The organism is Methanobrevibacter sp. (genome assembly GCF_017940815.1).
In the GTDB taxonomy this organism is placed as follows: domain Archaea; phylum Methanobacteriota; class Methanobacteria; order Methanobacteriales; family Methanobacteriaceae; genus Methanocatella.
In genome coordinates, this window is sequence record NZ_JAGAXX010000041.1 from 1 (window position 1) to 22,160 (window position 22,160).

General features: G+C 37.2%; 21 protein-coding genes. 15 read left to right on the plus strand and 6 right to left on the minus strand.

Annotation, left to right across the window (positions count from 1 at the left end; all coding sequences use genetic code 11):
- Positions 1–235: 235 nt before the first annotated feature.
- Complete coding sequence (locus ILA26_RS05195; RefSeq protein ID WP_292894915.1) at positions 236–658, plus strand: hypothetical protein; 423 nt, start codon at positions 236–238, stop codon at positions 656–658.
- Between the two features lie 22 nt (positions 659–680).
- On the opposite strand, the gene ILA26_RS05200 is transcribed toward ILA26_RS05195, so the two are convergent.
- Positions 681–1,043 (minus strand): helix-turn-helix domain-containing protein, encoded by a 363-nt coding sequence (locus tag ILA26_RS05200; RefSeq protein WP_292894918.1) that lies wholly within the window; start codon positions 1,041–1,043, stop codon positions 681–683.
- 94 nt (positions 1,044–1,137) lie between these two features.
- On the opposite strand from ILA26_RS05200, the gene ILA26_RS05205 reads away from it, so the two are divergent.
- Complete coding sequence (locus ILA26_RS05205; protein ID WP_292894921.1) at positions 1,138–2,079, plus strand: aldo/keto reductase; 942 nt, start codon at positions 1,138–1,140, stop codon at positions 2,077–2,079.
- Positions 2,080–2,121: 42 nt separating this feature from the next.
- On the opposite strand, the gene ILA26_RS05210 is transcribed toward ILA26_RS05205, so the two are convergent.
- Positions 2,122–2,364, minus strand: coding sequence for a hypothetical protein (locus ILA26_RS05210; RefSeq protein WP_292894924.1), 243 nt, complete (start codon positions 2,362–2,364; stop codon positions 2,122–2,124).
- Between the two features lie 74 nt (positions 2,365–2,438).
- Between ILA26_RS05210 and ILA26_RS05215 the strand changes: the two genes are divergently transcribed.
- Together ILA26_RS05215 and ILA26_RS05220 are read left to right on the plus strand one after the other, a co-directional pair.
- Positions 2,439–3,173: a class I SAM-dependent methyltransferase gene (locus tag ILA26_RS05215; RefSeq protein ID WP_292894927.1), complete on the plus strand. Its 735-nt coding sequence runs from the start codon at positions 2,439–2,441 to the stop codon at positions 3,171–3,173.
- Between the two features lie 2 nt (positions 3,174–3,175).
- Positions 3,176–4,216: an aldo/keto reductase gene (locus ILA26_RS05220; RefSeq protein WP_292894930.1), complete on the plus strand. Its 1,041-nt coding sequence runs from the start codon at positions 3,176–3,178 to the stop codon at positions 4,214–4,216.
- A 5-nt stretch (positions 4,217–4,221) separates the two neighbouring features.
- Here the strand turns inward: ILA26_RS05220 and cobQ are convergent, their stop codons facing one another.
- Positions 4,222–5,751: a cobyric acid synthase CobQ gene (cobQ, locus tag ILA26_RS05225; RefSeq protein ID WP_292894933.1), complete on the minus strand. Its 1,530-nt coding sequence runs from the start codon at positions 5,749–5,751 to the stop codon at positions 4,222–4,224.
- Between the two features lie 415 nt (positions 5,752–6,166).
- Between cobQ and ILA26_RS05230 the strand changes: the two genes are divergently transcribed.
- From ILA26_RS05230 to ILA26_RS05245, 4 genes are all read left to right on the plus strand, one after another.
- Positions 6,167–6,289 carry a hypothetical protein gene (locus tag ILA26_RS05230; protein WP_292894936.1) on the plus strand — a complete coding sequence of 41 codons (123 nt, stop codon included), beginning with the start codon at positions 6,167–6,169 and terminating at the stop codon, positions 6,287–6,289.
- A 79-nt stretch (positions 6,290–6,368) separates the two neighbouring features.
- A complete protein-coding gene (locus tag ILA26_RS05235; protein WP_292894939.1) occupies positions 6,369–7,199 on the plus strand; it encodes an alpha/beta hydrolase in 831 nt (276 codons plus the stop codon).
- A 264-nt stretch (positions 7,200–7,463) separates the two neighbouring features.
- Entirely contained in the window at positions 7,464–9,344 is a 1,881-nt protein-coding gene (lonB, locus tag ILA26_RS05240) for an ATP-dependent protease LonB (protein ID WP_292894972.1), read from the plus strand.
- 100 nt (positions 9,345–9,444) lie between these two features.
- Complete coding sequence (locus ILA26_RS05245; RefSeq protein ID WP_292894942.1) at positions 9,445–10,869, plus strand: Mur ligase family protein; 1,425 nt, start codon at positions 9,445–9,447, stop codon at positions 10,867–10,869.
- Here the strand turns inward: ILA26_RS05245 and ILA26_RS05250 are convergent.
- Both ILA26_RS05250 and ILA26_RS05255 read right to left on the minus strand, forming a co-directional pair.
- The gene (locus ILA26_RS05250) at positions 10,859–11,341 is read right to left on the minus strand and encodes a hypothetical protein (protein WP_292894944.1); all 483 of its coding nucleotides are present in this window, start codon (positions 11,339–11,341) and stop codon (positions 10,859–10,861) included. The two genes, ILA26_RS05245 and ILA26_RS05250, sit on opposite strands and share 11 nt — an antisense overlap.
- Positions 11,331–12,236, minus strand: coding sequence for an ADP-ribosylglycohydrolase family protein (locus tag ILA26_RS05255; RefSeq protein WP_292894947.1), 906 nt, complete (start codon positions 12,234–12,236; stop codon positions 11,331–11,333). Before ILA26_RS05255 ends, ILA26_RS05250 begins: the two co-directional genes overlap by 11 nt.
- 82 nt (positions 12,237–12,318) lie before the next feature.
- Between ILA26_RS05255 and ILA26_RS05260 the strand changes: the two genes are divergently transcribed.
- Both ILA26_RS05260 and ILA26_RS05265 read left to right on the plus strand, forming a co-directional pair.
- Positions 12,319–12,816 (plus strand): GNAT family N-acetyltransferase, encoded by a 498-nt coding sequence (locus tag ILA26_RS05260; RefSeq protein WP_292894950.1) that lies wholly within the window; start codon positions 12,319–12,321, stop codon positions 12,814–12,816.
- A 29-nt stretch (positions 12,817–12,845) separates the two neighbouring features.
- Positions 12,846–13,214, plus strand: coding sequence for a zinc ribbon domain-containing protein (locus tag ILA26_RS05265; protein ID WP_292894953.1), 369 nt, complete (start codon positions 12,846–12,848; stop codon positions 13,212–13,214).
- A gap of 18 nt (positions 13,215–13,232) precedes the next feature.
- Here the strand turns inward: ILA26_RS05265 and ILA26_RS05270 are convergent, their stop codons facing one another.
- Positions 13,233–13,745 carry a hypothetical protein gene (locus tag ILA26_RS05270; protein ID WP_292894956.1) on the minus strand — a complete coding sequence of 171 codons (513 nt, stop codon included), beginning with the start codon at positions 13,743–13,745 and terminating at the stop codon, positions 13,233–13,235.
- A gap of 90 nt (positions 13,746–13,835) precedes the next feature.
- On the opposite strand from ILA26_RS05270, the gene ILA26_RS05275 reads away from it, so the two are divergent.
- From ILA26_RS05275 to uvrA, 5 genes are all read left to right on the plus strand, one after another.
- On the plus strand, positions 13,836–14,750 hold the full coding sequence (locus ILA26_RS05275) for a ribose-phosphate diphosphokinase (RefSeq protein ID WP_292894959.1): 915 nt from the start codon (positions 13,836–13,838) through the stop codon (positions 14,748–14,750).
- 2 nt (positions 14,751–14,752) lie between these two features.
- A complete protein-coding gene (locus ILA26_RS05280) occupies positions 14,753–15,043 on the plus strand; it encodes a hypothetical protein (protein WP_292894962.1) in 291 nt (96 codons plus the stop codon).
- Between the two features lie 5 nt (positions 15,044–15,048).
- Positions 15,049–17,016 (plus strand): excinuclease ABC subunit UvrB, encoded by a 1,968-nt coding sequence (gene uvrB / locus ILA26_RS05285; RefSeq protein ID WP_292894965.1) that lies wholly within the window; start codon positions 15,049–15,051, stop codon positions 17,014–17,016.
- Positions 17,017–17,059: 43 nt separating this feature from the next.
- Positions 17,060–18,958 carry a cysteine peptidase family C39 domain-containing protein gene (locus ILA26_RS05290; RefSeq protein ID WP_292894967.1) on the plus strand — a complete coding sequence of 633 codons (1,899 nt, stop codon included), beginning with the start codon at positions 17,060–17,062 and terminating at the stop codon, positions 18,956–18,958.
- 89 nt (positions 18,959–19,047) lie between these two features.
- A complete protein-coding gene (gene uvrA / locus ILA26_RS05295) occupies positions 19,048–21,936 on the plus strand; it encodes an excinuclease ABC subunit UvrA (RefSeq protein ID WP_292894969.1) in 2,889 nt (962 codons plus the stop codon).
- The last annotated feature ends 224 nt before the right edge of the window (positions 21,937–22,160 follow it).

Sequence of the window (22,160 nt, forward strand, 5' to 3'; positions counted from 1 at the left end):
AATCTTCAAAAAAAAAATATGTTTTCTTTTTCTTATATCAACTTATATACATTTATAATAAATAGAGTTTATCTAAGAGCATTTGGAAAGTAATACTGCATATTTTTTTTATTTTGCAAAAAAAATTCTAAAAATTCAACAAACCCCCTTAAAAGTGCAATTCATCTCCCGGCTTAAAGAAGCCGGAGAATTCTTGCACAATAATGTTAAATATTTATAAAGACAATATATCAACATGAATTTCTTGAATAGTGACGCAAACATAAAACAGTTTCAATTAATCAGATTCATAAATGAAAATTGCAGCGATGACCACGTGATATCAAAAATGTCAATCGTGCTTCGCAGGGACAAGATTGAGGCTCCATATTATATGGTAACAAAAATCAAACTGTCCTCATGCATTGATAGGCTTGACAATGGTCTTTTTCATGCAATGGACTTATTGAACCATCACAGAAGGCATAACCTGACTGAAGAGAAATACAATGAGATCAAATCATTGATTGATGATAGTTCCGAGTCAGATCTTGTGAAAATCTCTAAAAATGACAACCAGCTTAAGATGGTATTAATGTCCAAAAATGATGATGAATTTGAAAATCTTTTTGAAAGATATGGCGAACTTTTTGATATGATAGACAATCTGGTTGATTAGGTAAATGAATGAATTTGTAAAATTATTTTAATAATTGCTTTTTAAAGCCGTCCTTTGCCTTTATAATAGTCTCTTCGTTGTATAGGTCTTTATTGTTGTCAAGGGTGAATTCAACCAAATCATAAATGACCTTGTTCAGTGACTTTCCCTTGTCTGTTAAAAAGTACTCGTCCTCAACCTTTTTAATCAGGTCTTGCTCCTCCATGAAGCGTAAACTTCTGGATAATGCCTTATTGGATAATTCTGGCCTTCCCTCTTGAAATTCGGAAAATCGTGTTTTTCCAAAAAACATGTCGCAGATAATCTGCAGCACCCATTTTCTGTTTATCATGTCAAGGGACAGTTCAACCGGACAGTGTGTTAGTTCAAAATCAAAGTATGTCATATTGTTTAAATATTTCTATTTTTTCTTATTTTAAATAATAGGTGTCATAGCCGTCACTTTAACTTTTTATATTCATTTTTTGAAATAATTAAACATGACATTTAAAGACACACTTCCAAAAATTGCTCTCGGTGCTTGGGCATGGGGTAATGACGGAACATTCGGAAATGAGCATAAAAGTGAGGATTTAAAGCCAATATATGACAAGGCAATGGAAATGGGACTTAACCTTTGGGATACCGCTTATGTATACGGAATGGGAAAGTCCGAAGAGGTTTTAGGTGAATTTTTAAGGACTTCAGATAGGGATGACTATGTGATTTCAACCAAGTTCACTCCCCAGCTTGCTGAGATGTTTGAAGCAAACGAGGTCACCTCAATGTATGAAAACAGTGCTAAAATATTGGGGGTTGACGAAATTGACATCTTCTGGATTCACAATCCTGTAGGAGCTCCTGACTGGACCAAAAAATTGGTCGAAACCGCAAAAGAGCATGATATCAAGATGATTGGTGTTTCAAATCACAACCTTGCTGAAATCAAGGAGGCTAATGAAATACTGAAAGAGGCAGGATTGAAACTAGGTGCAGTTCAAAACCATTACAGCCTATTGAACCGCTCATCTGAAGACTCAGGAATCCTTGACTACTGTAAGGAAAACGACATAGTCTTTTTCTCATACATGGTATTGGAGCAAGGAGCATTATCAGGCAAGTACGACACCAAAAATCCTTTCCCTGAAGGATCAGACAGGGCAAATGCATACGGAGGAAGTCTTGCTGAAATTGAAGAGCTAAACAAGGCAATTGCAGAAATTGCCGAAGCTCATGATGTAAAGGTCGCACAGCTTCCTATTGCATGGGCAATTGCAAAAGGCACCCTTCCAATCATCGGTGCAACAAAAGTCCATCATGTTGAGGATGCCGCTGAAGCTGTAAACATAGAGTTAAGTGATGATGAGATAAAAACAATGGAAGAGTTGGCTGATAAGGCCAATGTCAATACAATAAGAATTTGGGAAAAGGAAATGAAATAATTTCTTTTCCTTTCTTTTTTAAAAATAAAAAGAGGAGCAGAATTATTCTGCTGTGATTTCAATGTCGAATGTCATTGCGTCAATCTTTTCGCTTTGACCGGATTTGATTGTGTAAAGTGGAGAGCCAAGTAGAATTAGGCTGTTGTTGACTTCTCTGATTTTGTTGTCGGCCACTTCCTGCATATGGGTTCCTTCATATGTGAAACCTGCATCGGAATCGCCTTCAAGTTTGTATGAAATCACTTCGCCACTGTTTTTGTTTGTTGCTTTTACATCTACAATCATGATTTTCACCTCAATTTTGGTATACCTAAATTTCTTGGTTAAAGTTTTTAAATTATGCGGTTTAATCTAGTATTATGGAAATACCATTATACTTCTATGCTGCATACAGGGATTTGGACAGATTGTCTCCAGGTAGTGAGGAAACAACATTGAGGGTAATCGATAATGTTGATTTGGATAGGGACGATGAGCTGAACATACTGGACATCGCCTGTGGAGTCGGAACATCAACAGTGCTTCTTGCAAATCACTTTGAAAAATCAACAGTTGAAGGATTCGACATGTTCGAGCATTACAAGAATAATCTAGAAGAAAAGATTGATGAGAACGGTCTGTCTGATAGGGTCTATGCATACCAAATGGACATGAGAGATCCTGACTTTGCAAATGAGGAATTTGACTTGGTGTTTTGCGAGGCTGCAATCGAAATAATCGGATTTAAAAAGGGTTTGGCAGAATGGAAGAGGCTTTTGAAGCCGAACGGTTATATGATTGTATCCGATGTCACATGGCTTAGAAATCCGTCATCTGAAAGCAGGCAATTCTGGAAAAACATCTACTCCGAAGTGGACACAATTGAAAACAAGATTTCACAGATTCGAAATCTCGGATACGAGTTCATTGATTATGTGGTTGTGCCGAAAAATGATTGGAAAGATTATCATAATGGATTGGAGAAGAACTTGAATTCGTTAAGCGGAGATAAATCCGCAAAAGAATTTGTTAATCAAATAAGAAAAGAAATTGAAACTTACAGAAGAAACACTGATGATTATAGTTATGTATTTTATGTGATGAGAAAGGTGTGAAAATGGAATATACTCAACTTGGAAACTCAAATTTAAAGGTAAGTCGTGTATGTATGGGTTGTATGGGATTCGGCGATCCCAAAAACGGAATGCACACATGGACCTTGCCTGAAAAAGAATCTATTGAAATAATTACAAACGGTCTTGATAATGGAATAAATTTCTATGATACTGCAATCGGATATCAGAATGGAACATCAGAGCAGTATGTTGGAAAGGCAATCCGTGAAAATGCCACAAGGGAAGATGTGGTTGTTGCAACCAAGTTCCTGCCAAGATCAGAGGATGAAATAAAGAACAATGTCTCAGGCCAGGAGCACATCCACAACTTCGTCAACAAGAGCCTTGAAAACCTTGGACTTGACTACATTGATTTGTACATATATCACATGTGGGACTACAAAACTCCACTGTATGACATTCTTGAAGGTTTGAATGAGGTTATTGAAGAGGGCAAGGTCAAATATATCGGTATATCAAACTGTTTTGCATGGCAGCTTGCAAAGGCAAATGCACTTGCTGAAAGCGAAGGGTTTGCAAAGTTCGTATCAATTCAAGGCCATTACAACCTGATTTTCAGGGAAGAGGAACGTGAGATGATGCCATTATGTGCAGCGGACAACATTGCAACAACACCCTACAGTGCACTTGCATCAGGAAGATTGTCAAGGCTTCCTGGAGAGGATTCCAAAAGGATGCAGGAAGACTTCTACGCAAAACTGAAATATCAGTCAACCGAAGCTCAAGATGCTGAAATCATCAAAAGGGTCCATGAGCTGGCAGGCAATTATGACGTGTCAATGACTGAGGTGTCACTTGCATGGCTTCAGACAAAAGTCACATCTCCAATAGTTGGTGCTACAAAGCTCCATCACGTTGAAGGTGCTGTAAATTCAGTCGATTTAAAATTAACTAGTGAGGATATAGGTTATCTTGAAGAGCCTTATGTCGCTCATGACTTGGTTGGTGTAATGGCTGACAACAAGGTTTCAGCCAGCGATAATGAAAAAGTGTGGGCAAAACACACAAAAAATAAGATTTAGATAAATTATTCATCAAACAATAATTTATCAATAATATCCATGTCCAGGTGCTCTTCAACGATTTCGGCTAGTCTGTTTAGAGAATAGTCCTTCTGTGTTTCGTAAGGATCGTCACCATATTTGGCTTCCAGTCCTTTCTTGACACGGATGTAATTTAAAAATTCCCTTCTGAAGTTGTAGTTGTGGAATATTCCATGGAAGTATGTCGCAAATGCATTTCCGTTGGAGGCACCGTCAATGACTCCATCATCATTATTTCCTTGGCCTTTTTGGATATCTAAAAGAGCACTTGCTGATTTAAGCTCTGTTGTTCCCTCATGGATTTCATATCCGGTAACTTTTTCTCCTGCAATGTCTTTAAATATCTCTCCGGCAAGGCCTTCAATCTCTTCAGGGATTGTAGCTTCTGATTGTGTCACAATCTTTTCTGCTCTTGAGAAGTTGGATTCAATGTCAAGCAATCCCAATCCGTCAAGTGTACCATGCTTTGATTCGCGCTTTTCATCATCATGAATCACGTTTCCCAAAATCTGCAAGCCTCCGCAGATTCCAACGACTGGAATTTCCTGGGATTTTTCAACAATCTTGTCTGCCAATCCGCTTTCGCGAAGTGCATACATGTCTTCAGTTGAGTTACGGGTTCCAGGAATAATTAACGCATCAACATCGCCGATTTCATCGTTAACTCTAATCATCTTAAGTGCAACGTCCTCTTCGTATTCGAATGGGTCTATGTCTGTGAAGTTGGCTATCTTAGGAAGTCGGATAACTCCGATGGTAATGTCCTTGTCCTCTGCAAACACGTGTGTGGTTAGGGAAGCTGAATCCTCTTCGGGCAATTTTAAGGTTTCATCATATGGTAACACTCCAAGAACAGGTTCTCCAGTAATTTCCTCAATCCTGTCAAGTCCAGGCTTTAGGATGTCAAGATTTCCTCTGAACTTGTTGATGACTGTTGCCTTTAGGCGAGACCTGTCGTAATCATCCAGAAGCACATATGTTCCGGCTATTGCCGCAAAGACTCCTCCCATCTCAATGTCTGCTATCAGGATGACATTTGCATCTGCAAGGTGTGCGATTTCCATATTTGCTATGTCTTGGTCACGCATGTTGATTTCTGCAGGTGATCCTGCACCCTCAATGATTATAACATCATATTCGTCGGACAATATCTTGAAACTTTCCTTGATGGCATTGAATGCTGTATCGTGGTACTTGTGCTGGTAATCGTAGAAGTTCATGTTTCCGATGGATTTTCCCTGAATTATGACATTTGATGTGAAATCTCCCTTTGGTTTTAGCAAAACAGGATTCATGTGTATGCTTGGTTCGACCATTGCCGCTTCAGCCTGTAGCATTTGTGCAATTCCTATCTCACCGTTCTCCTTTGTGGTGTATGAGTTCAGTGACATGTTTTGGGATTTAAAAGGGGCCACCTTATATCCTCTATTCTTGTAAATTCTACATAATGCCGCCACAAGCATACTTTTTCCAGCATTGGATGATGTTCCTTGAACCATGATACAGTTTGTCATGTATAAAATTATTGCATTAATGCTATAAATAATTTCAAAATTAGTTAAACTTAATCGTATTTGAAGTATGGACAGTGCATCATATATTCGGGGTTTTTAATAATTATTTAATACTATAATAAAAAACTGATTTGATACTCCATACAACAAATCGATTAACAAGAATAAATTATTGAAAATTCATCTTGTAATATTTAATTTAATAATTAATAGTATATATTATTGTCTATATTTTCTTTAAATTTTTAATTTATTTATATAAGGTTTTTAAATTATATTTTTATTGAATATGATGTTTTTATTAAAATTAATTTTCAATTGATATGAAATTAACATTATCTCGTTATTTGCATGTTTTTGGCATGCCTAATATTTAAATAGGTTGAATGCATTATAATATATTGAAGGTGATATTATGGATAGTATGGTTGAAGCCAGAAAACATTTGCATGAAAGAGATGCAAAAATCGAGAAAGATAAGAAATCAACTTCAAAAAAGATTAAGAACTTCTTTTTCGGATGTTGTAAAAACAAATGATTTTGTATTTAGATTCTGCTGAGCTTATCTATTTTCAATTTCCATAATGCATCGCTATTTTTTTTAATTGAGGTGTCTCATGTCATATATTACTGTTGATGATGGGGTAAAATTGTACTATGATGACAGTGGTGATGGTGAAGCGTTAATTTTCTGTCATGGACTAAATTCATCTCACACTATCAACGAATCGTTTTATAAAGAGTTCAGATTTGATTTTAGGGTAATTTTATATGATCAGAGAGGTCATGGCTATTCGGATAAACCAACAGTCCACATGAACGTTGAACGTTTGGGAAAGGACCTGCATGAGATTATCAGCAAATTGAATTTGGATGATGTTACTCTAATTGGCCATTCGATGGGGGCTGTGACAATCTACAGCTATGTCAACCAGTTTGGGTGTGACAGGATTAAGAGGATTGTTGCTTCAGATATGTCTCCTTATATGCGCAATAACGATTGGAAAGGTGGCATTGCAATGGGGGAATGGAGTGATGAGGACTTCATGAGGGATTTTGACCGCATTTTTGATGATGTCGGACATGCTGCATTCTACATTACTAAAAACATCATGGACAAAAGCCTTTTGGACATTCCTTTAGAAAAGCAGAATGAGTTGGCCGAAGCATACGGCAAGGCAACAGATCCATTTGTTATGGCAAGTCTTTGGTTTTCACTTTTCAGATGTGACCAACGTCCGGCAATTGAAAAGATTACAGTTCCATTTTTGTATATAATGCCTGATGAACCCCTATATTCGATGGAAGCGGTTGATTATATTCGAAATAATGTTAAAAACTCATTCGTACTTGAAAATGATTTTGAGGGAACCACTCATGCGATTTGGAGACAAAAACCTGGTCAGGTTGCCAATTCCATTAAGCATTTCATGAAAACTTTTCCTTAAATTTTTTCATATATTTTCAGTGCACTGTTAAAATCAAAATTCTTTTAGTTACTTTTATTTACTAAAATAGAAAACTTTTTATATAAATTGAATTTAATAAATATTTATATAGTATTTGAAACTTAATTGTTTAATGATGAATTTTAAAAGAAGTGAGGTTTGTTAATGAAATTTGAAGAACAAGAATCAATTGAAGATTCTTCTATAGATGTAACTACTGAACCAGAAACTGCTCAAACTGATGCTGGTGAAGAAACAAAACCTATGTTAGATTATGATAATATTAAAAGCTCACAAGATATTGAAGTTCCACCTTTATTAATCGATCAAGTTATTGGACATGAGGAATCCATAGAGACAATTAAAAAAGCGGCAAAACAAAGAAGGAACGTTTTGCTTATTGGAGACCCTGGTGTTGGAAAATCAATGCTTGCTAAAGGTATGGCTCAAATCTTGCCTCATGAAACTCTTCAAGATGTATTAGTATATCCTAATATGGAAGACAACAACCACCCATTAGTAAGAACAGTCCCTGCTGGAGAAGGTAAAAAAATAGTAAGGGCAACAAAAGGCTCAGCAAAAGGCCATGAAGAAAGAAAAACCATTATTACAATGTTTGCAATTGGAGGAATTCTGGTAATAGGATTTATGTACGGAAGATTGCTGGAATCAATTATTGCAGCAGCATTAATTTTACTTATTTCAATTCAAATAAAGCCTAAAAGCAATAACATGTCTCCAAAATTGTTGGTAAACAATGAAGAGTCCAGGTTTGCACCATTCATGGATGCGACCGGTGCTCACGCTGGAGCGTTATTAGGTGACGTACGTCACGACCCATACCAATCCGGTGGGTTAGGCACACCTGCACATGAACGTGTGGAAGCAGGAATGATTCACAAAGCTAACCGTGGAGTTTTATACATTGACGAAATCGGTACAATGAGTATGAAAACCCAACAGGAATTATTGTCTGCTATGCAAGAGAAAAAATATGCAATCACAGGTCAAAGTGAAAACTCAAGTGGTGCTATGGTAAGATCCCAAGCAGTTCCATGTGACTTTGTGCTTGTAGCATCCGGAAACCTTCAGGTCTTGGAAGGAATGCACATTGCAATGAGATCAAGAATCAGAGGATACGGTTACGAGGTTTTCATGAAAGACTATATGGAAGACACTACCGAAAACAGAGAAAAATTGGTGCAATTCGTAGCTCAAGAAGTCAAAAACGACGGAAGAATTCCTCACTTTGCTCCAGATGCATTGGATGAAATCATCATGGAAGCAAAAAGAAGATCAGGTAAGCAAAATGCGTTGACCTTAAGACTCAGGGACTTAGGTGGATTAGTAAGGTCTGCTGGGGATGTAGCTATCGAAAAAGGTGCAGAACTTGTAACCGCAGAACATGTGTTTGAAGCTAAAAGATTTGCAAGAACTCTTGAACAGCAAATCGCTGACAGATCAATCTTACAAAGAAAAGACTACAGTATGGTTTCCGCTGAAGGTGGAAGAGTTGGTCTTGTAAATGGTCTTGCAGTAATTGGAGATAGAAGTGGTATTGTATCACCTATCGCAGCAGAAGCCGCACCGACACAATCCAAAAACGGTGGTCAAATCATCGCTACTGGTAAGTTAGGTGAAATTGCACAAGAGTCAGTTCAAAACGTAAGTGCATTGATTAAGAAATACACCAACAAAGATATTTCCAATTATGACATTCACGTTCAGTTCATCCAGACCTATGATGGTGTTGAAGGTGACTCCGCTAGTGTAAGTATCGCAACTGCAGTAATCTCAGCAATCGAAGAGATTCCAATCGATCAGACTGTTGCATTGACTGGTTCCCTTAACGTGCGTGGAGATGTAATGCCTATAGGTGGGGCAACCGCTAAAATCGAAGCGGCTGCAGAAGCTGGAATGAAAAAGGTATTGATTCCTAAATCTAACTTGAAAGATGTTATGATTGAGAAAAAATATGAGGACATGATTGAAATCATTCCAACTGAAACTTTGAGTGATGTTTTAGAAAATATCTTGATTAGTGGGTCCAACAAGGATAAACTAATTGAAAAAATGAAAAACATCGGTTCCAAAGTTGCAGAAAAAGTTCCGCAGACAGGTGTAAATAATCCAACTACTAACTAAGTTGGATTTTTCTTGTTTTTTTTATCATACTTATTTTTTACAAAATTTACTTTTTTTACTAACAACTTTTAAATATAATATCTTATAATAACTTTATAATATGTTGGACAAGTTAAGATTGAGTATTGCAAAGGCATCAGGTAAATCCGCTTCACTCTTGTCTAAAGTTGGACCTGGTGGAGGGGGAAACATTCCGGGATATGTATTTTCACGGGTAGGAGATAATGAATCAATCTCTTCATTGGCTAGTGAACTTAAATATGGTTCTATATTGGTTACCGGTACTAACGGTAAGACTACAACTACCACTTTATTGATTAAATTAATTTCTCAGGATGTCCAAATCAGAAGAAGTTATGAAAATAATACTATTCATTCAATTCTCACAGCAATGTTAAAGCAGGATGGTGACTTAGGCGTTTTTGAATATGGTATTCGTAACAAGGAGTTCGGTATTCCGGATAAAGTTCAAAAATTAATTGACCCCGTGGGTGTTGTTTACACTACAATTTCTCCTGAACATTCTCAAGTTAATAATGTTAAAAATTCATTTTTGGCTTACTATAGCGCTAAAACTTTATTGTCTAAGGAAATGAAAAGGGGAGTTATTGTTGCAAATTGTGATGACCCTAGAACCGCATTAATAGGTTTAAATAAAGAGAAAGATGTTCATGTAAATTATTTCGGTATCAACATTACTGATATTGAAGATTTTGACAGCAAACCAATCAAATGTCCTAATTGTGGTGAAATACTAAAATATTCACATAATTTCTTAAATCATAGAGGATTCTATTCCTGTGAATGTGGATTTAAACGTCCTGAACCAAATGTAAAATTAGTTGGTGCCGAATTGAATCCTGACTCATGGAAACTGTCAATTGAAGGGGATCTGTATAATTATGCTATTTCTAAAAATGTCCAATTCAGTTTAGAGCTAAATGTTCCGCCATTTGGTCTGCATAATATCTATAACACCTTGGCGTCCATTACAGCTTATGCGTCTTTCACACCTAAGGTTGAAAATATTGAAAAATCAGTTAAAAATATTTTTGATAACCTTGACATGTCATTCATTCCACCTGGAAGGTTTGAAATTATTTCATATGATAATAAGCATATCGGAATAGGTCAAGGGGACAATGGGGATGCAGTAAAAGTAAATGCAATGTTCATTAAGCCATACTGTAAGGATTCAGTTGAATTCATTTTCACAACTCCCGATGAGTATGAGGATGATATTTTCCGTGATCAGTATGAAGTTGTTAAAAGCTTGAATCCTGACCATGTGATTGTAGTTCCTGGAAGAAAATCCATCGATAAGGCTAGAGAGTATTATGAAATAATCAAAAAAGACTTTGAAACAGCCGATTTCTATCCATTGGATTATGAGGAAATGGATAAAAGGATTGAAAAATTAACTGAATTGGCTAAAGAGTCCAAATATGAAACTATAATCATGACCGGTTGCGGCGAAGAACAAGCGATGTGGGAAAGTATAAAAAGAAATTTTATTAATAGATAACTTTGCTATCTATTATTTCTTTAATTTTTTTATAAAACTCTGATTCTGTTTTTTCAAGTTCTTCAAAGGAAGCGTCAACACTGCAGCTACAGACATCTGTTTTTCCAATGATATATTCGTTTGAATCTTTTTTAATCAATATTCCGAATAATTTCTCTTCTTCATCGCTGTATTTGTCAAATTCCTCTTGGGTTAACTGTAAATTATAATCTTCTACGGAGAATATGTCGCATTCATTCAGTATGGGCATGAATGTCATCATTCCAATAGGCAGAAAAATATTTTCCTTTTTAGCTATTTTTAGGAGGCGATCTTCGTATGAATCGTTCTTTTGGATGTCATAACCCTCGATTTCAAGGATGTTATTTGTCCCCATGTAGTTGTCATCGTCAATAATAAAAGCGAGCAAATCAGGGTCTACATAATTATTGCATGTAGCCCTAATATTTTTAATAGTTTCACTAAGATTCATCACATATCACCTCGAACTTTTCACATAATGAAAGCACTTTCTCAAGTTCATCAATTTCAATAAGCCAATCTATAGGGATTGAATCATAACCGTAATAAATTCCAGCAAGCCCTCCACAAATTGCAGCATTGGTGTCAGTGTCGCCACCGATATTCACTGCCTTAAGGACTGCATCCGCATAATTGTCGGTGGTCAATAGGCAGTGGACAACAACTTCAAAAGTGGAAATCACATACCCCTTGCCGCTAATGTCATCCAGGTCATTGTTGAATATTTTCTCAAAATGAATGAGTTCTGGGGAGTCCTTGTAGTGTTTTTTGATTTTGTCGCATGCTGAAAAAATATGATCTTCCATTGGCAGATTTTCATTTTCAAGCATTGATTTTGCCATTTCAATATATAAAACGCATGCAATTTTGGACCTTGGATGGGCATGTGTCAGTCCTGAGACATTTTCAATGGTCTCGTAATCTATATCCTTGATGTAGGCTAATGGAAGTATTCTCATAAGGGACCCGTTACCGTTATCTCTATCACCACTGCGTCCTGATTCCAATGCAGGTGTTCCATTATCATATCGGAATATTGCACTTGATGTTGTTGCACCGATGTCAAAAGTTTTATCTACTTGAAGATACTTTGCATATTTTGCCCATTCTAGAAATTTATCCATCATGTCATCATAATCAATGCCGTGTTTTTGAACGATACTGTGCATTGTGGCTATGGTCATCGCTGAATCATCAGACCATGTTCCAGGAGGCATATTATAAGTTCCATAACCTTCCATGCGTGTTACAGGATGTTCCATGAGTGCATATCTTGATGAAAACTCAACAGGCACGCCTAATGCGTCCCCAACTATTAAACCCACGATTCCGTCTTTGACTTTCATGATAATATATATGTCTCTTCTTGTTATTAAATTGTGTGATTTTTTGATTAAATTTATAATGATTTAAAACAAACTCTAATCAATGACAGGTCTAAAATTAAGGCATTGGAGGGAATCCGACGCTGAATGCCTTTATCATTTTGCAAAAAATCCGAATATTGGTCCTATTGCAGGCTGGCCTCCTCATGAAAGTGTTGAATTCAGTTTAAATATTATCAGAACAATTTTTCAGAGAAAAGAATGTTATGCCGTAACTGTTGGTGATGTTCCTATCGGTTGTGTGGAACTTTTGATTCATCCCGATGGAAACCATTGGTGGGGAGAAGGTTCCGCTGAACTGGGTTACTGGATAGCTGAGGAGCATCAGGGAAAAGGATATGCAACTGAGGCATCAAATATGTTGATTAAAAGGGCATTTGATGATTTAAACATCGAAAGAATTTACGCTTCATATAAAAAGGAAAATGAGGCATCAAAGAGGGTTTTGGAAAAGCTGGGATTCAGGTACTTCGATGAAATCAATAATGTTGATTATTTGAACCGTCCTTTCAGGGAAGTTGCAGTGATATTGGAAAAATAATTTATATCAGGAAATGTTAATTTTAACTAATGACAAGACAATGTGAAAAATGCGGATTTGTAAATCAGGATGAATATGATTTCTGTGCCAAGTGCGGCAATCCTCTTATCGAGGGGGTTCAGCCGAAAAACTTTATAGTCTTTAGGCCGGAAGATGTGAAAATCAATCAAAAGGCAGTCATATTGTCTTATATAGTTACTATTTTTTTATCATGGAGTGGGGTAATCGTTGGATTGATTGCTAAAAACACTCATTTGGGAGTGTTTACATTCTTTGGGTTTTTCATGCCGTTTTATCTTGTCCAATCAAGACATCCGACAATTAGAAAGCACGGTATAATTCAACTGGTTATATCTTTAATTGGTGTTGGATTATCATTTTATGTGATGTTGCATTAAAAAAAGAAAATTGGGAAATTATACAAATATAAATCTGATATTTCCCATTAAGATTTGTATTGGAATTTCAAATATGTTCATTCCGTTATTGGTCATTGCGGTGTCCATAGCGTCTCCTCTTGACATTGTTCCCGGAACGTTATCGTTACCTGCATATCCGTTGTATGCGTCATTTGCACGTATGTCATCAACAATGCTGGTACCGAAAATTGCCTGAGCACCGTCGTTGTTTACGCTAACGATAATGTGTGGAGTATAACCATAGGAATATGTAATGATGTCACGAGCAGCTCCATAAGGATCTTCGGGATGATTTAAATGCACATTGTGTAATGTTTGTCCCTCCGCATTTACGGAACTTCCAGGATAGACCCATTCAAAACCGCTTAGAGAAAACTTTGCAGCCATGTCTATACTAGCATCTTCCGTGGAATCCTCAGCAACAATCAGCATTGGGCTTGCAAGGGTTGCAGCTAAAAACACTACGATTATTGCTACTATAGCCAGTAATATCAAATGTATTTTGTTCATGATTAGTTTTTTATGATACATCTTATATTAATACTTAACTTTTTTAATTACCAACAACAAATATATCTACATAAAAATTTTGGTGATAATGTGATTATAGGCGGTTCATCTTCCCAAGACTTAGCAGCGCATGTTGCTCGTGAACTTGGAGAAGAATTATGTTATGTTGAAACTAAGAAATTTCCAGATGGAGAAAGGTATTTAAGAATTACTGGCGAAGTTGAAGATGAAGTTACTGTCATTCAATCAACCGGTTACCCTCAGGATGAAAATTTGATGGAATTATTATTCATGATTTCCAACCTTAAGGATTTGGGAGCTAAAAAAGTAAGAGTAGTTGTTCCATATCTCGGTTATGCAAGGCAGGAAAAACGTTTCAATCCTGGTGAAACAATTTCAGCCAAAATTGTCTGTAACCTTATTCAGGCTGCCGGTGCGGATGAATTCATCACATTCAACATTCACGAAGAATGTGTATTGAACTTCTTTGACATCCCTGCCAGAAACATCTCAGCCATGCCTGCTATTGCAGAATACCTTGACAAAAAATTCTTTAGAAAAGGAGGAGACAAACCATTGATTATCGCTCCGGATAAGGGCGCATACGGTTTTGCTCAGGAAATTTCAGAAATCATTGGCTGTGACTGCACATACTTGACAAAAGTGCGTTTAGGACCAGACAAAGTAGAAACAAAAATTGTTGACGTTAGATGCGATAGTGAAAGTGACAACACTGTTAATGTGGATTCCGTTAAGGGAATGCACGCTGTAATTGTCGATGACATTATAGCTACCGGCGGAACTATTGTTAATGCAATTAAAATATTGAAACAATACGGAGCATCATCCGTGGATGTATGTTGTGTTCACCCAATATTGACCAATAACGGTGCAACCAGAATATATGAGGCTGGAGCTAACAAGATTATTGGAACAAACAGTTTATCTTCTGACACTTCACGTGTATCTATTGCAAAAGCAATTGCAGATGCATTGAGGGAATAAAAATGGATAAAGAAGCTATCAAAAAGGAACTTATAGATAAATCAAATAATATTTTGGTAAAATACTCCGAACCGGATGTTGTTGAAAACATATCTGTAATGAATATGGCCGCAAAGACAGTCTTTCTAGGATCTCTTAAGGTTTTCAATACTGAAGTAATTCCAAACGTGATTAGAGATCTGGAAAAAGACTTGAAAGGCTATGGACAACTCGTTGTTAGGGACCAAAGGGTCACTCCATGCTGTTCTCCTAGCTACACTCATGTCAGCTTCAATGTAACAATTTCAAATTAGATATTATGAAGGAATTCAAGCTAAAATCACCTTACAAACCATTAGGTGATCAACCAAAAGCCATTAACTCTTTAGCTGAAGGAATTAATAATGGTGTGAAAGAACAAACTCTTTTGGGAGTAACAGGTTCAGGAAAGACTTTTACAATGGCAAATGTCATTGAAAAAGTCCAAAAACCTACTCTCGTCATTTCACACAACAAAACTTTGGCAGCACAATTGTATGAGGAATTTAAGGAATTTTTCCCAGATAATGCCGTCGAATATTTTGTTAGTTATTATGACTATTATCAGCCTGAGGCCTATGTGCCAAGAACGGATACTTTCATTGATAAGGAAGCGTCAATCAATGATGATATAGATATAATGAGACACTCCGCAACACAATCCCTGCTTTCAAGGGATGACGTTATCGTTGTGAGCAGTGTGAGCTGTATCTATGGTATCGGTTCGCCTGAGGATTATGGAGAATTCGCTTTTGGAATTAGCGTTGGAGATATTTACGACAGGTCAGAAATCCTTGCCCGTTTGGTATTCATGCAATACGAACGTAACGATATTGAATTTGACAGAGGTCAATTCAGGGTGCGTGGGGATGTTATAGAAATAAATCCCGTACATGGAACACCGCCAATCAGAATTGAACTATTTGGTGATGAAATCGATGCAATCAGTTTAATCGATAAAGTCACAGGCAAAAAACAGGAATCACTTCAAAGATACATGATTTTCCCTGCAAAGCACTTTGTTGTTGGCCAAGACAAGATGGATACTGCAATATCCAAAATCACTCATGAGCTGGATGAAAGACTGTCAGAGTTAAATGCAATGGGCAAATTGCTGGAAGCCCAAAGACTAGAACAAAGAACCCGTTTTGATATTGAAATGCTGCGTGAAATGGGGTATTGTCCTGGTGTAGAAAACTATTCCATGCATCTGTCCGGACGGGAATGGGGAGAAAAACCATATTCTCTTTTAAAATATTTCCCGGATGACTTTTTAACTATCATTGACGAGTCCCATGTGACCGTTCCTCAGATAAGGGGAATGTATAATGGGGACAGAGCCCGTAAGGAGACTTTGGTAGAACATGGTTTCAGGTTGCCTTCCGCTAAGGAAAACCGTCCTTTGAGATTTGATGAGTTTGAATCATCAGTGAATCAAGTCATTTATGTCTCAGCGACCCCAGGTCAATACGAGCTTGCTAAATCCCGCAATGTTGTTGAGCAGATTATCAGGCCTACCGGTTTGGTTGATCCTGAAGTTCTCATAAGGCCTGTCACAGGTCAGGTTGAAGACTTGCTTAAGGAGGTTAAGATTACTGCCGAGAAGGACGAGAGGATTCTCGTTACTACATTGACTAAACGTATGGCAGAGGATTTGACTGATTATTATGCAAGAATTGGTGTTAAAGTGAGGTACATGCACTCAGAAATCGACACTTTGGAAAGGATTGAAATCGTTGATGATTTGAGAAGAGGCAAATTTGACGTATTGGTTGGTGTAAACCTTTTAAGGGAAGGTTTGGACTTGCCTGAAGTGTCCCTGGTGGCCATTTTGGATGCAGATAAGGAAGGATTTTTAAGAAATGAGACTTCCCTGATACAAACCATAGGTCGTGCCGCAAGAAACGTTAACGGCCGTGTTATAATGTATGTGGACGACATGACCGATTCAGTTCAAAAGGCATATGACACCACACTAAAAAGGCGCAGGCTGCAAATGAAATATAATGAAGTTCATGGAATAACTCCAAAAACCACCCAAAGAACCTTAAAAGAAAAACTTGCTGATGAAGAAGAGAAATATAAGGGCCTTACAGGTGCGGAAGTTGATAATATGCCTAAAGATGAACTTCGCTTGTTAATCAAGGACCTTGAAAAGGACATGAAAGAGGCTGCTGCAAGGCTTGACTTTGAAAGGGCCGCAGAATTGAGAAACAAACTTTATGCATTAAAAGGTTTTGACAAATAATTAATGTTAACCTTTTTATATCTTATTTTACAATATAATTATGATGTCAATTTCAACAAATCATGTTAAATTTTCATTATTGTTATTTATTTTATCTGTTTTGTTTATTTCTGTTGTAAGTGCAAGTGACATCAATACAACAGATAATTCAATAGGACTTGATGAGGAGGATTCGAGTGTATCTATTGATAATTCCGATAAGTTAAGTGATGATGAGATTGTAATAACAAAGCAATCTCCAAGTATTTTCATTAATTCGTCTGAGGTTGTTACAGGAGAATCAATCGAAATATCACTTAAAAATTCAAATAATGAATCTTTAGCAAATAAAAACTTAACTGCAATTGTGAATAATAATGCACATTCTCTATTAACTGATGATAATGGTGCAGCTATTTTAAAAGTTGATTTACCATCAAAAAGTTATGTTTTGCAGGTGTTGTTCCTCGGAGATGATGATTATGACGAAGTCAATCAGACATTCGACATTGATGTTTTAAAAATCGACACTGAAATCACTCCTAAAGACACTACTGTAGTCTATGGGAATAATTTTTATTCCATCTTGAATGATATGTATGGAAATAAATTGGATGGCGAAAAGATAACTTTCAAAATCAATGGTAAGACATACACTGACACTACCAATTCAAAAGGTAGTGCAGGATTTGAAATTAAGTTGCTTTCAGGCAAATACTCATTAAAAATCAGCTATGCGGGTGATGAGTATTATAAGGCCGTTTCAAAAACAATCACTGTTACAGTTCTCGCATCAACATCAGTGGTGATTGGAAATTCTATACTTTTGACCAATGGTTATTTGAGGATTTATCTAAAAAGTAATGAACACTCAGCAATCGCCAATAAGAAAGTCACTGTCACAATAAAAGGTAAGACTTACACTAAAAAGACTAATTCCGAAGGAATTGTGGTTTTCAAACCTTATGCTGGCAACGGTAAGTTATCTGTAACTGTGAAATTCGGTGGAGATGGAAAAAGTGGAGATTCATCCGCTTCAAAACAGGTCACAGGCATTAAAGGGGATCCTAAAAGTCCTTTAAAATCAAAAATTCCATTAAGAAATGGAGTTCCTGATGTAGATTACATGACAGGAAGTTATGTGATGGCTGATGGTGACATGTCTTATACATTAACAAAGGCACAATACACCAAGGTCATTAAGCGTGATAGTCGTTGTTTATACTTGAATAAAAAATTAAGCAAATTCACTTTCTTCAAATCCAAGGCTGAGCCAAAGTTGAATCATATCATCAAAAGAGAAAAGTGGAATGTGATTGAAAGAGCTATAAATACCAAAATTGTTAAAAAGAACAAAAATGGATACTGGCCGAAGGAAGTAACTGTCTCACTTAATGGAAAGTCATATACCTATCCTGAGGTAAGGGATGTGCAGAATACCGGTTACACTTGCGGACCGACTTCCTGCAGTATGTGCAGCCAGGCTTTAAGAAACTATTACTGTGAAAAGTACATCACATCCAAGGGTGATACCACTCCTGCAGACGGTTCAAGTACTAAGGGCCTTAAGAAGGCTTTGGAAAAATGCCATTTCAAATGCAGTATTTATTACAAGAGTTCTTTTTCTAAAGCATTGAAAAAACTCAAGAAGGGTGGATGTGCTTTAGTATTCCATACTTGGGGACATTATGTTTCTATATTGGACATAAGCAAAGACGGCAAAAAGGTATTGGTGGGCAATCCTTCAGGGGATTACGATCATGGAAGTCATGGAATTCCAACCAAATGGCTGACCGTGAAGTATATGAAGTCATGTTTCAATAACTATGATACTTCCGGATTGATTGTTAAGCTCAAATATTCCTTAAGCAAATCAACTAAAAATAAAGTAAATAATTTTTACTCCAGTATGGGCACTAATTGGGCTCGTCAAAATGTTAATGAAAGAATACCTCAAATTTAGTATTCTTTTTTTCTTTTTTTATATGCTCTCTAAAATACTTTATAAAGTAGTTTGTTCTAATATTATATAACAAAATTTAGGAGAGTACTATGGCAGACACTGATAAAAAACAGATTGTCATCAAGGGTGCACGTGAGCATAATCTGCAAGACATTGATGTGAGTGTGCCTCGTGATGAGTTCATTGTTATTACCGGTTTAAGTGGGTCTGGAAAGTCTTCCCTGGCTTTTGATACAATTTATGCTGAAGGACAGCGTAGATATGTCGAATCATTATCTGCTTATGCAAGGCAATTTTTGGGTCAGATGAAAAAGCCTGAAATGGAATCAATCGAAGGTTTGTCTCCGGCTATTTCAATAGACCAAAAGACCACAAGGGAAAATCCAAGATCTACTGTAGGTACAATTACAGAAATTTATGATTATCTAAGATTATTATTTGCAAGAATAGGAATACCTCACTGTCCTAACTGTGGAAAGGAAATTTCACAGCAAACCATTGGACAAATTGGTGAGTCCATCATCGAAGAGGGTGAAGGGGTTAAAATCCAGATATTGTCTCCTGTTGTAAGGGACAAGAAAGGACAATTCAAGGATGTCCTGGAAGATCTCAGAAACAAGGGTTTTGTAAGGGTGAGAGTTGACGGTGAAATCCGTGACCTGGATGAGGACATTCAGCTTGCAAAAACCTACAGGCACAACATTGATGTTGTTGTTGACAGGCTTAAGATAAGAAAGGATGTTGACTTTAAAAGAAGACTTGTTGATTCACTTGAAACTGCTTCAGAGTTCACTGAAGGCTTGATTACAGTTCTTTTTGATAAGGATGGTGAAGAGTATGAAAAGAAATATTCAGAACACTTTGCGTGTGTTGACTGCGGAATCAACTTTGAGGAATTGACTCCAAGGATGTTTTCATTCAACGCACCTCAGGGGGCATGTCCTGAATGTAATGGTATCGGTTCCAAAATGGAAATCGACCCCGATTTGGTTGTTCCGGACAAGTCCCTGACATTGAACGAGGGAGCTATTGTTCCATGGGCAAGTTCCGCAAAAAGGGAGAACTATTACTTCCAGATGCTTGATGCGGTTTCAAAGCATTTCAAGTTCAGCATGGACACTCCATTTGAGGAGCTTACCAAAGAGCAGCAGGACACAATTCTTTTCGGATGCGATGAAAAGATTCCATTCAATTTCAAAAGAAGAAACAAGTCCTACATGGTCAACCGTAAGTTTGAAGGTGTCGTTCCAAGAATGCAAAGGCTGTACTTTGAAACCAAGTCAAGCTATTCAAGGAAATACCTTTCAAAATTCATGTCCGACAGGAAATGTTACGTCTGTGACGGTAAACGTTTAAGGCCTGAAGTTTTAGCGGTTACTGTTGGTGGCAAATCAATCATTGACGTTTGTGACTTGGCAATCAAGGATTCCTATCAGTTCTTCCAGGATCTGGAATTGACAGAAAGGGAAAATTTCATCGCTAAAGAGGTTTTAAAGGAAATCAAGGAACGTTTAAGCTTTTTAGTTGAAGTTGGACTTGACTATCTGTCCATGTCAAGGTCATCCGGTACCCTTTCTGGTGGGGAAGCACAAAGGATTAGATTAGCAACCCAAATAGGTTCAGGTCTTGTTGGTGTACTGTATATTTTGGACGAGCCAAGTATTGGGCTCCATCAAAGGGACAACATCAAGCTTATTGAAGCGTTGAAAAGGCTTAAGGATTTGGGAAACACATTGGTTGTAGTGGAGCACGACGAGGAAACCATCCTGTCAGCGGACCATGTTGTCGACATTGGTCCTGGTGCAGGTGAGCATGGTGGTAAGGTCGTCGCTCAAGGTACTCCTATTGATATCATGAACAATCCTGACTCATTAACCGGTCAATACATTTCAAGAGCTAAAAAGATTGACATTCCAAAGGAAAGGCGTCCTGGAAACGGCAAGTTCATAAAAATCATTGGTGCAGAACAGAACAACCTTAAAAACATTGATGTTGAGGTTCCATTAGGAAAATTCACCTGTGTGACTGGTGTAAGCGGTTCAGGTAAAAGCAGTCTTATTAATGAAATCCTCTATAAAGGAGCTCAAGGCAAATTGTCAAGAAAGTTCATGTTTGCAGGAAAATACAAGGAGATTGAAGGGCTTGAAAACATTGACAAGGTCATTGCAATCGACCAAAAGCCTATCGGAAGGACTCCAAGGTCCAACCCTGCAACATACACAGGAGTGTTCACTGACATTCGTGATTTGTTTGCAAACACTCCGGAATCAAAGGCAAGAGGATACAAGCCTGGAAGATTCTCATTCAACGTTAAGGGTGGAAGATGTGAAGCATGTTCAGGTGACGGTATCGTTCAGATAGAAATGCACTTCTTGGCTGACGTTTATGTTCCATGTGAAGTCTGTGGCGGTAAGAGGTACAATGAAGAGACCCTGGACATCAGATACAAGGGTAAGAACATCTATGAAGTATTGGAGATGACCGTTGAAGAGGCTTTGGAATTCTTTGAAAACATTCCAAAAATCACCAAAAAGCTTCAGACATTGTATGATGTCGGTTTGGGCTACATGAAAATCGGTCAGCCTGCAACAACATTGTCCGGTGGGGAAGCGCAAAGGATTAAACTCGCTAAAGAGCTTTCCAGAACAAGCACTGGTAAGACATTGTATATTTTGGATGAACCAACTACAGGTCTTCACTTTGCAGATATCAAAAGGCTTTTAGAGGTTCTTGCAAGATTGACCGATGCAGGAAACTCCGTTGTTGTAATTGAGCACAACTTGGATGTTATCAAGACTGCTGACCATATCATTGACCTCGGTCCTGAAGGCGGTGACGGCGGTGGACAGGTAATTGCTACCGGTACACCTGAAGAGGTTGCCGAGGCTGGAACATATACTGGTCAGTTCTTGGAAAAAATGCTTAATGAGAATATCACTCCTTATGCAAAAGAATTAGTGGAAGATATAGGAAAATAACTTAATCTTTCATTACTTCACTATTTTTTTATTTTATTTTTTATTGATTTGTTCATTTTATTCCTTATTTTTCTGTACGAATTATTTTAAATTTGCTTTTCACTGGAAAATTTTAAGTATATTTAAACCTTGTAGAAACCATGTTAAAATTTAAGTGAATATCGATGTTTTTTGCTTGTTTTTGTTAAAGAAGTGATATTTTCTCTTTGTTTTTGATTTTGACA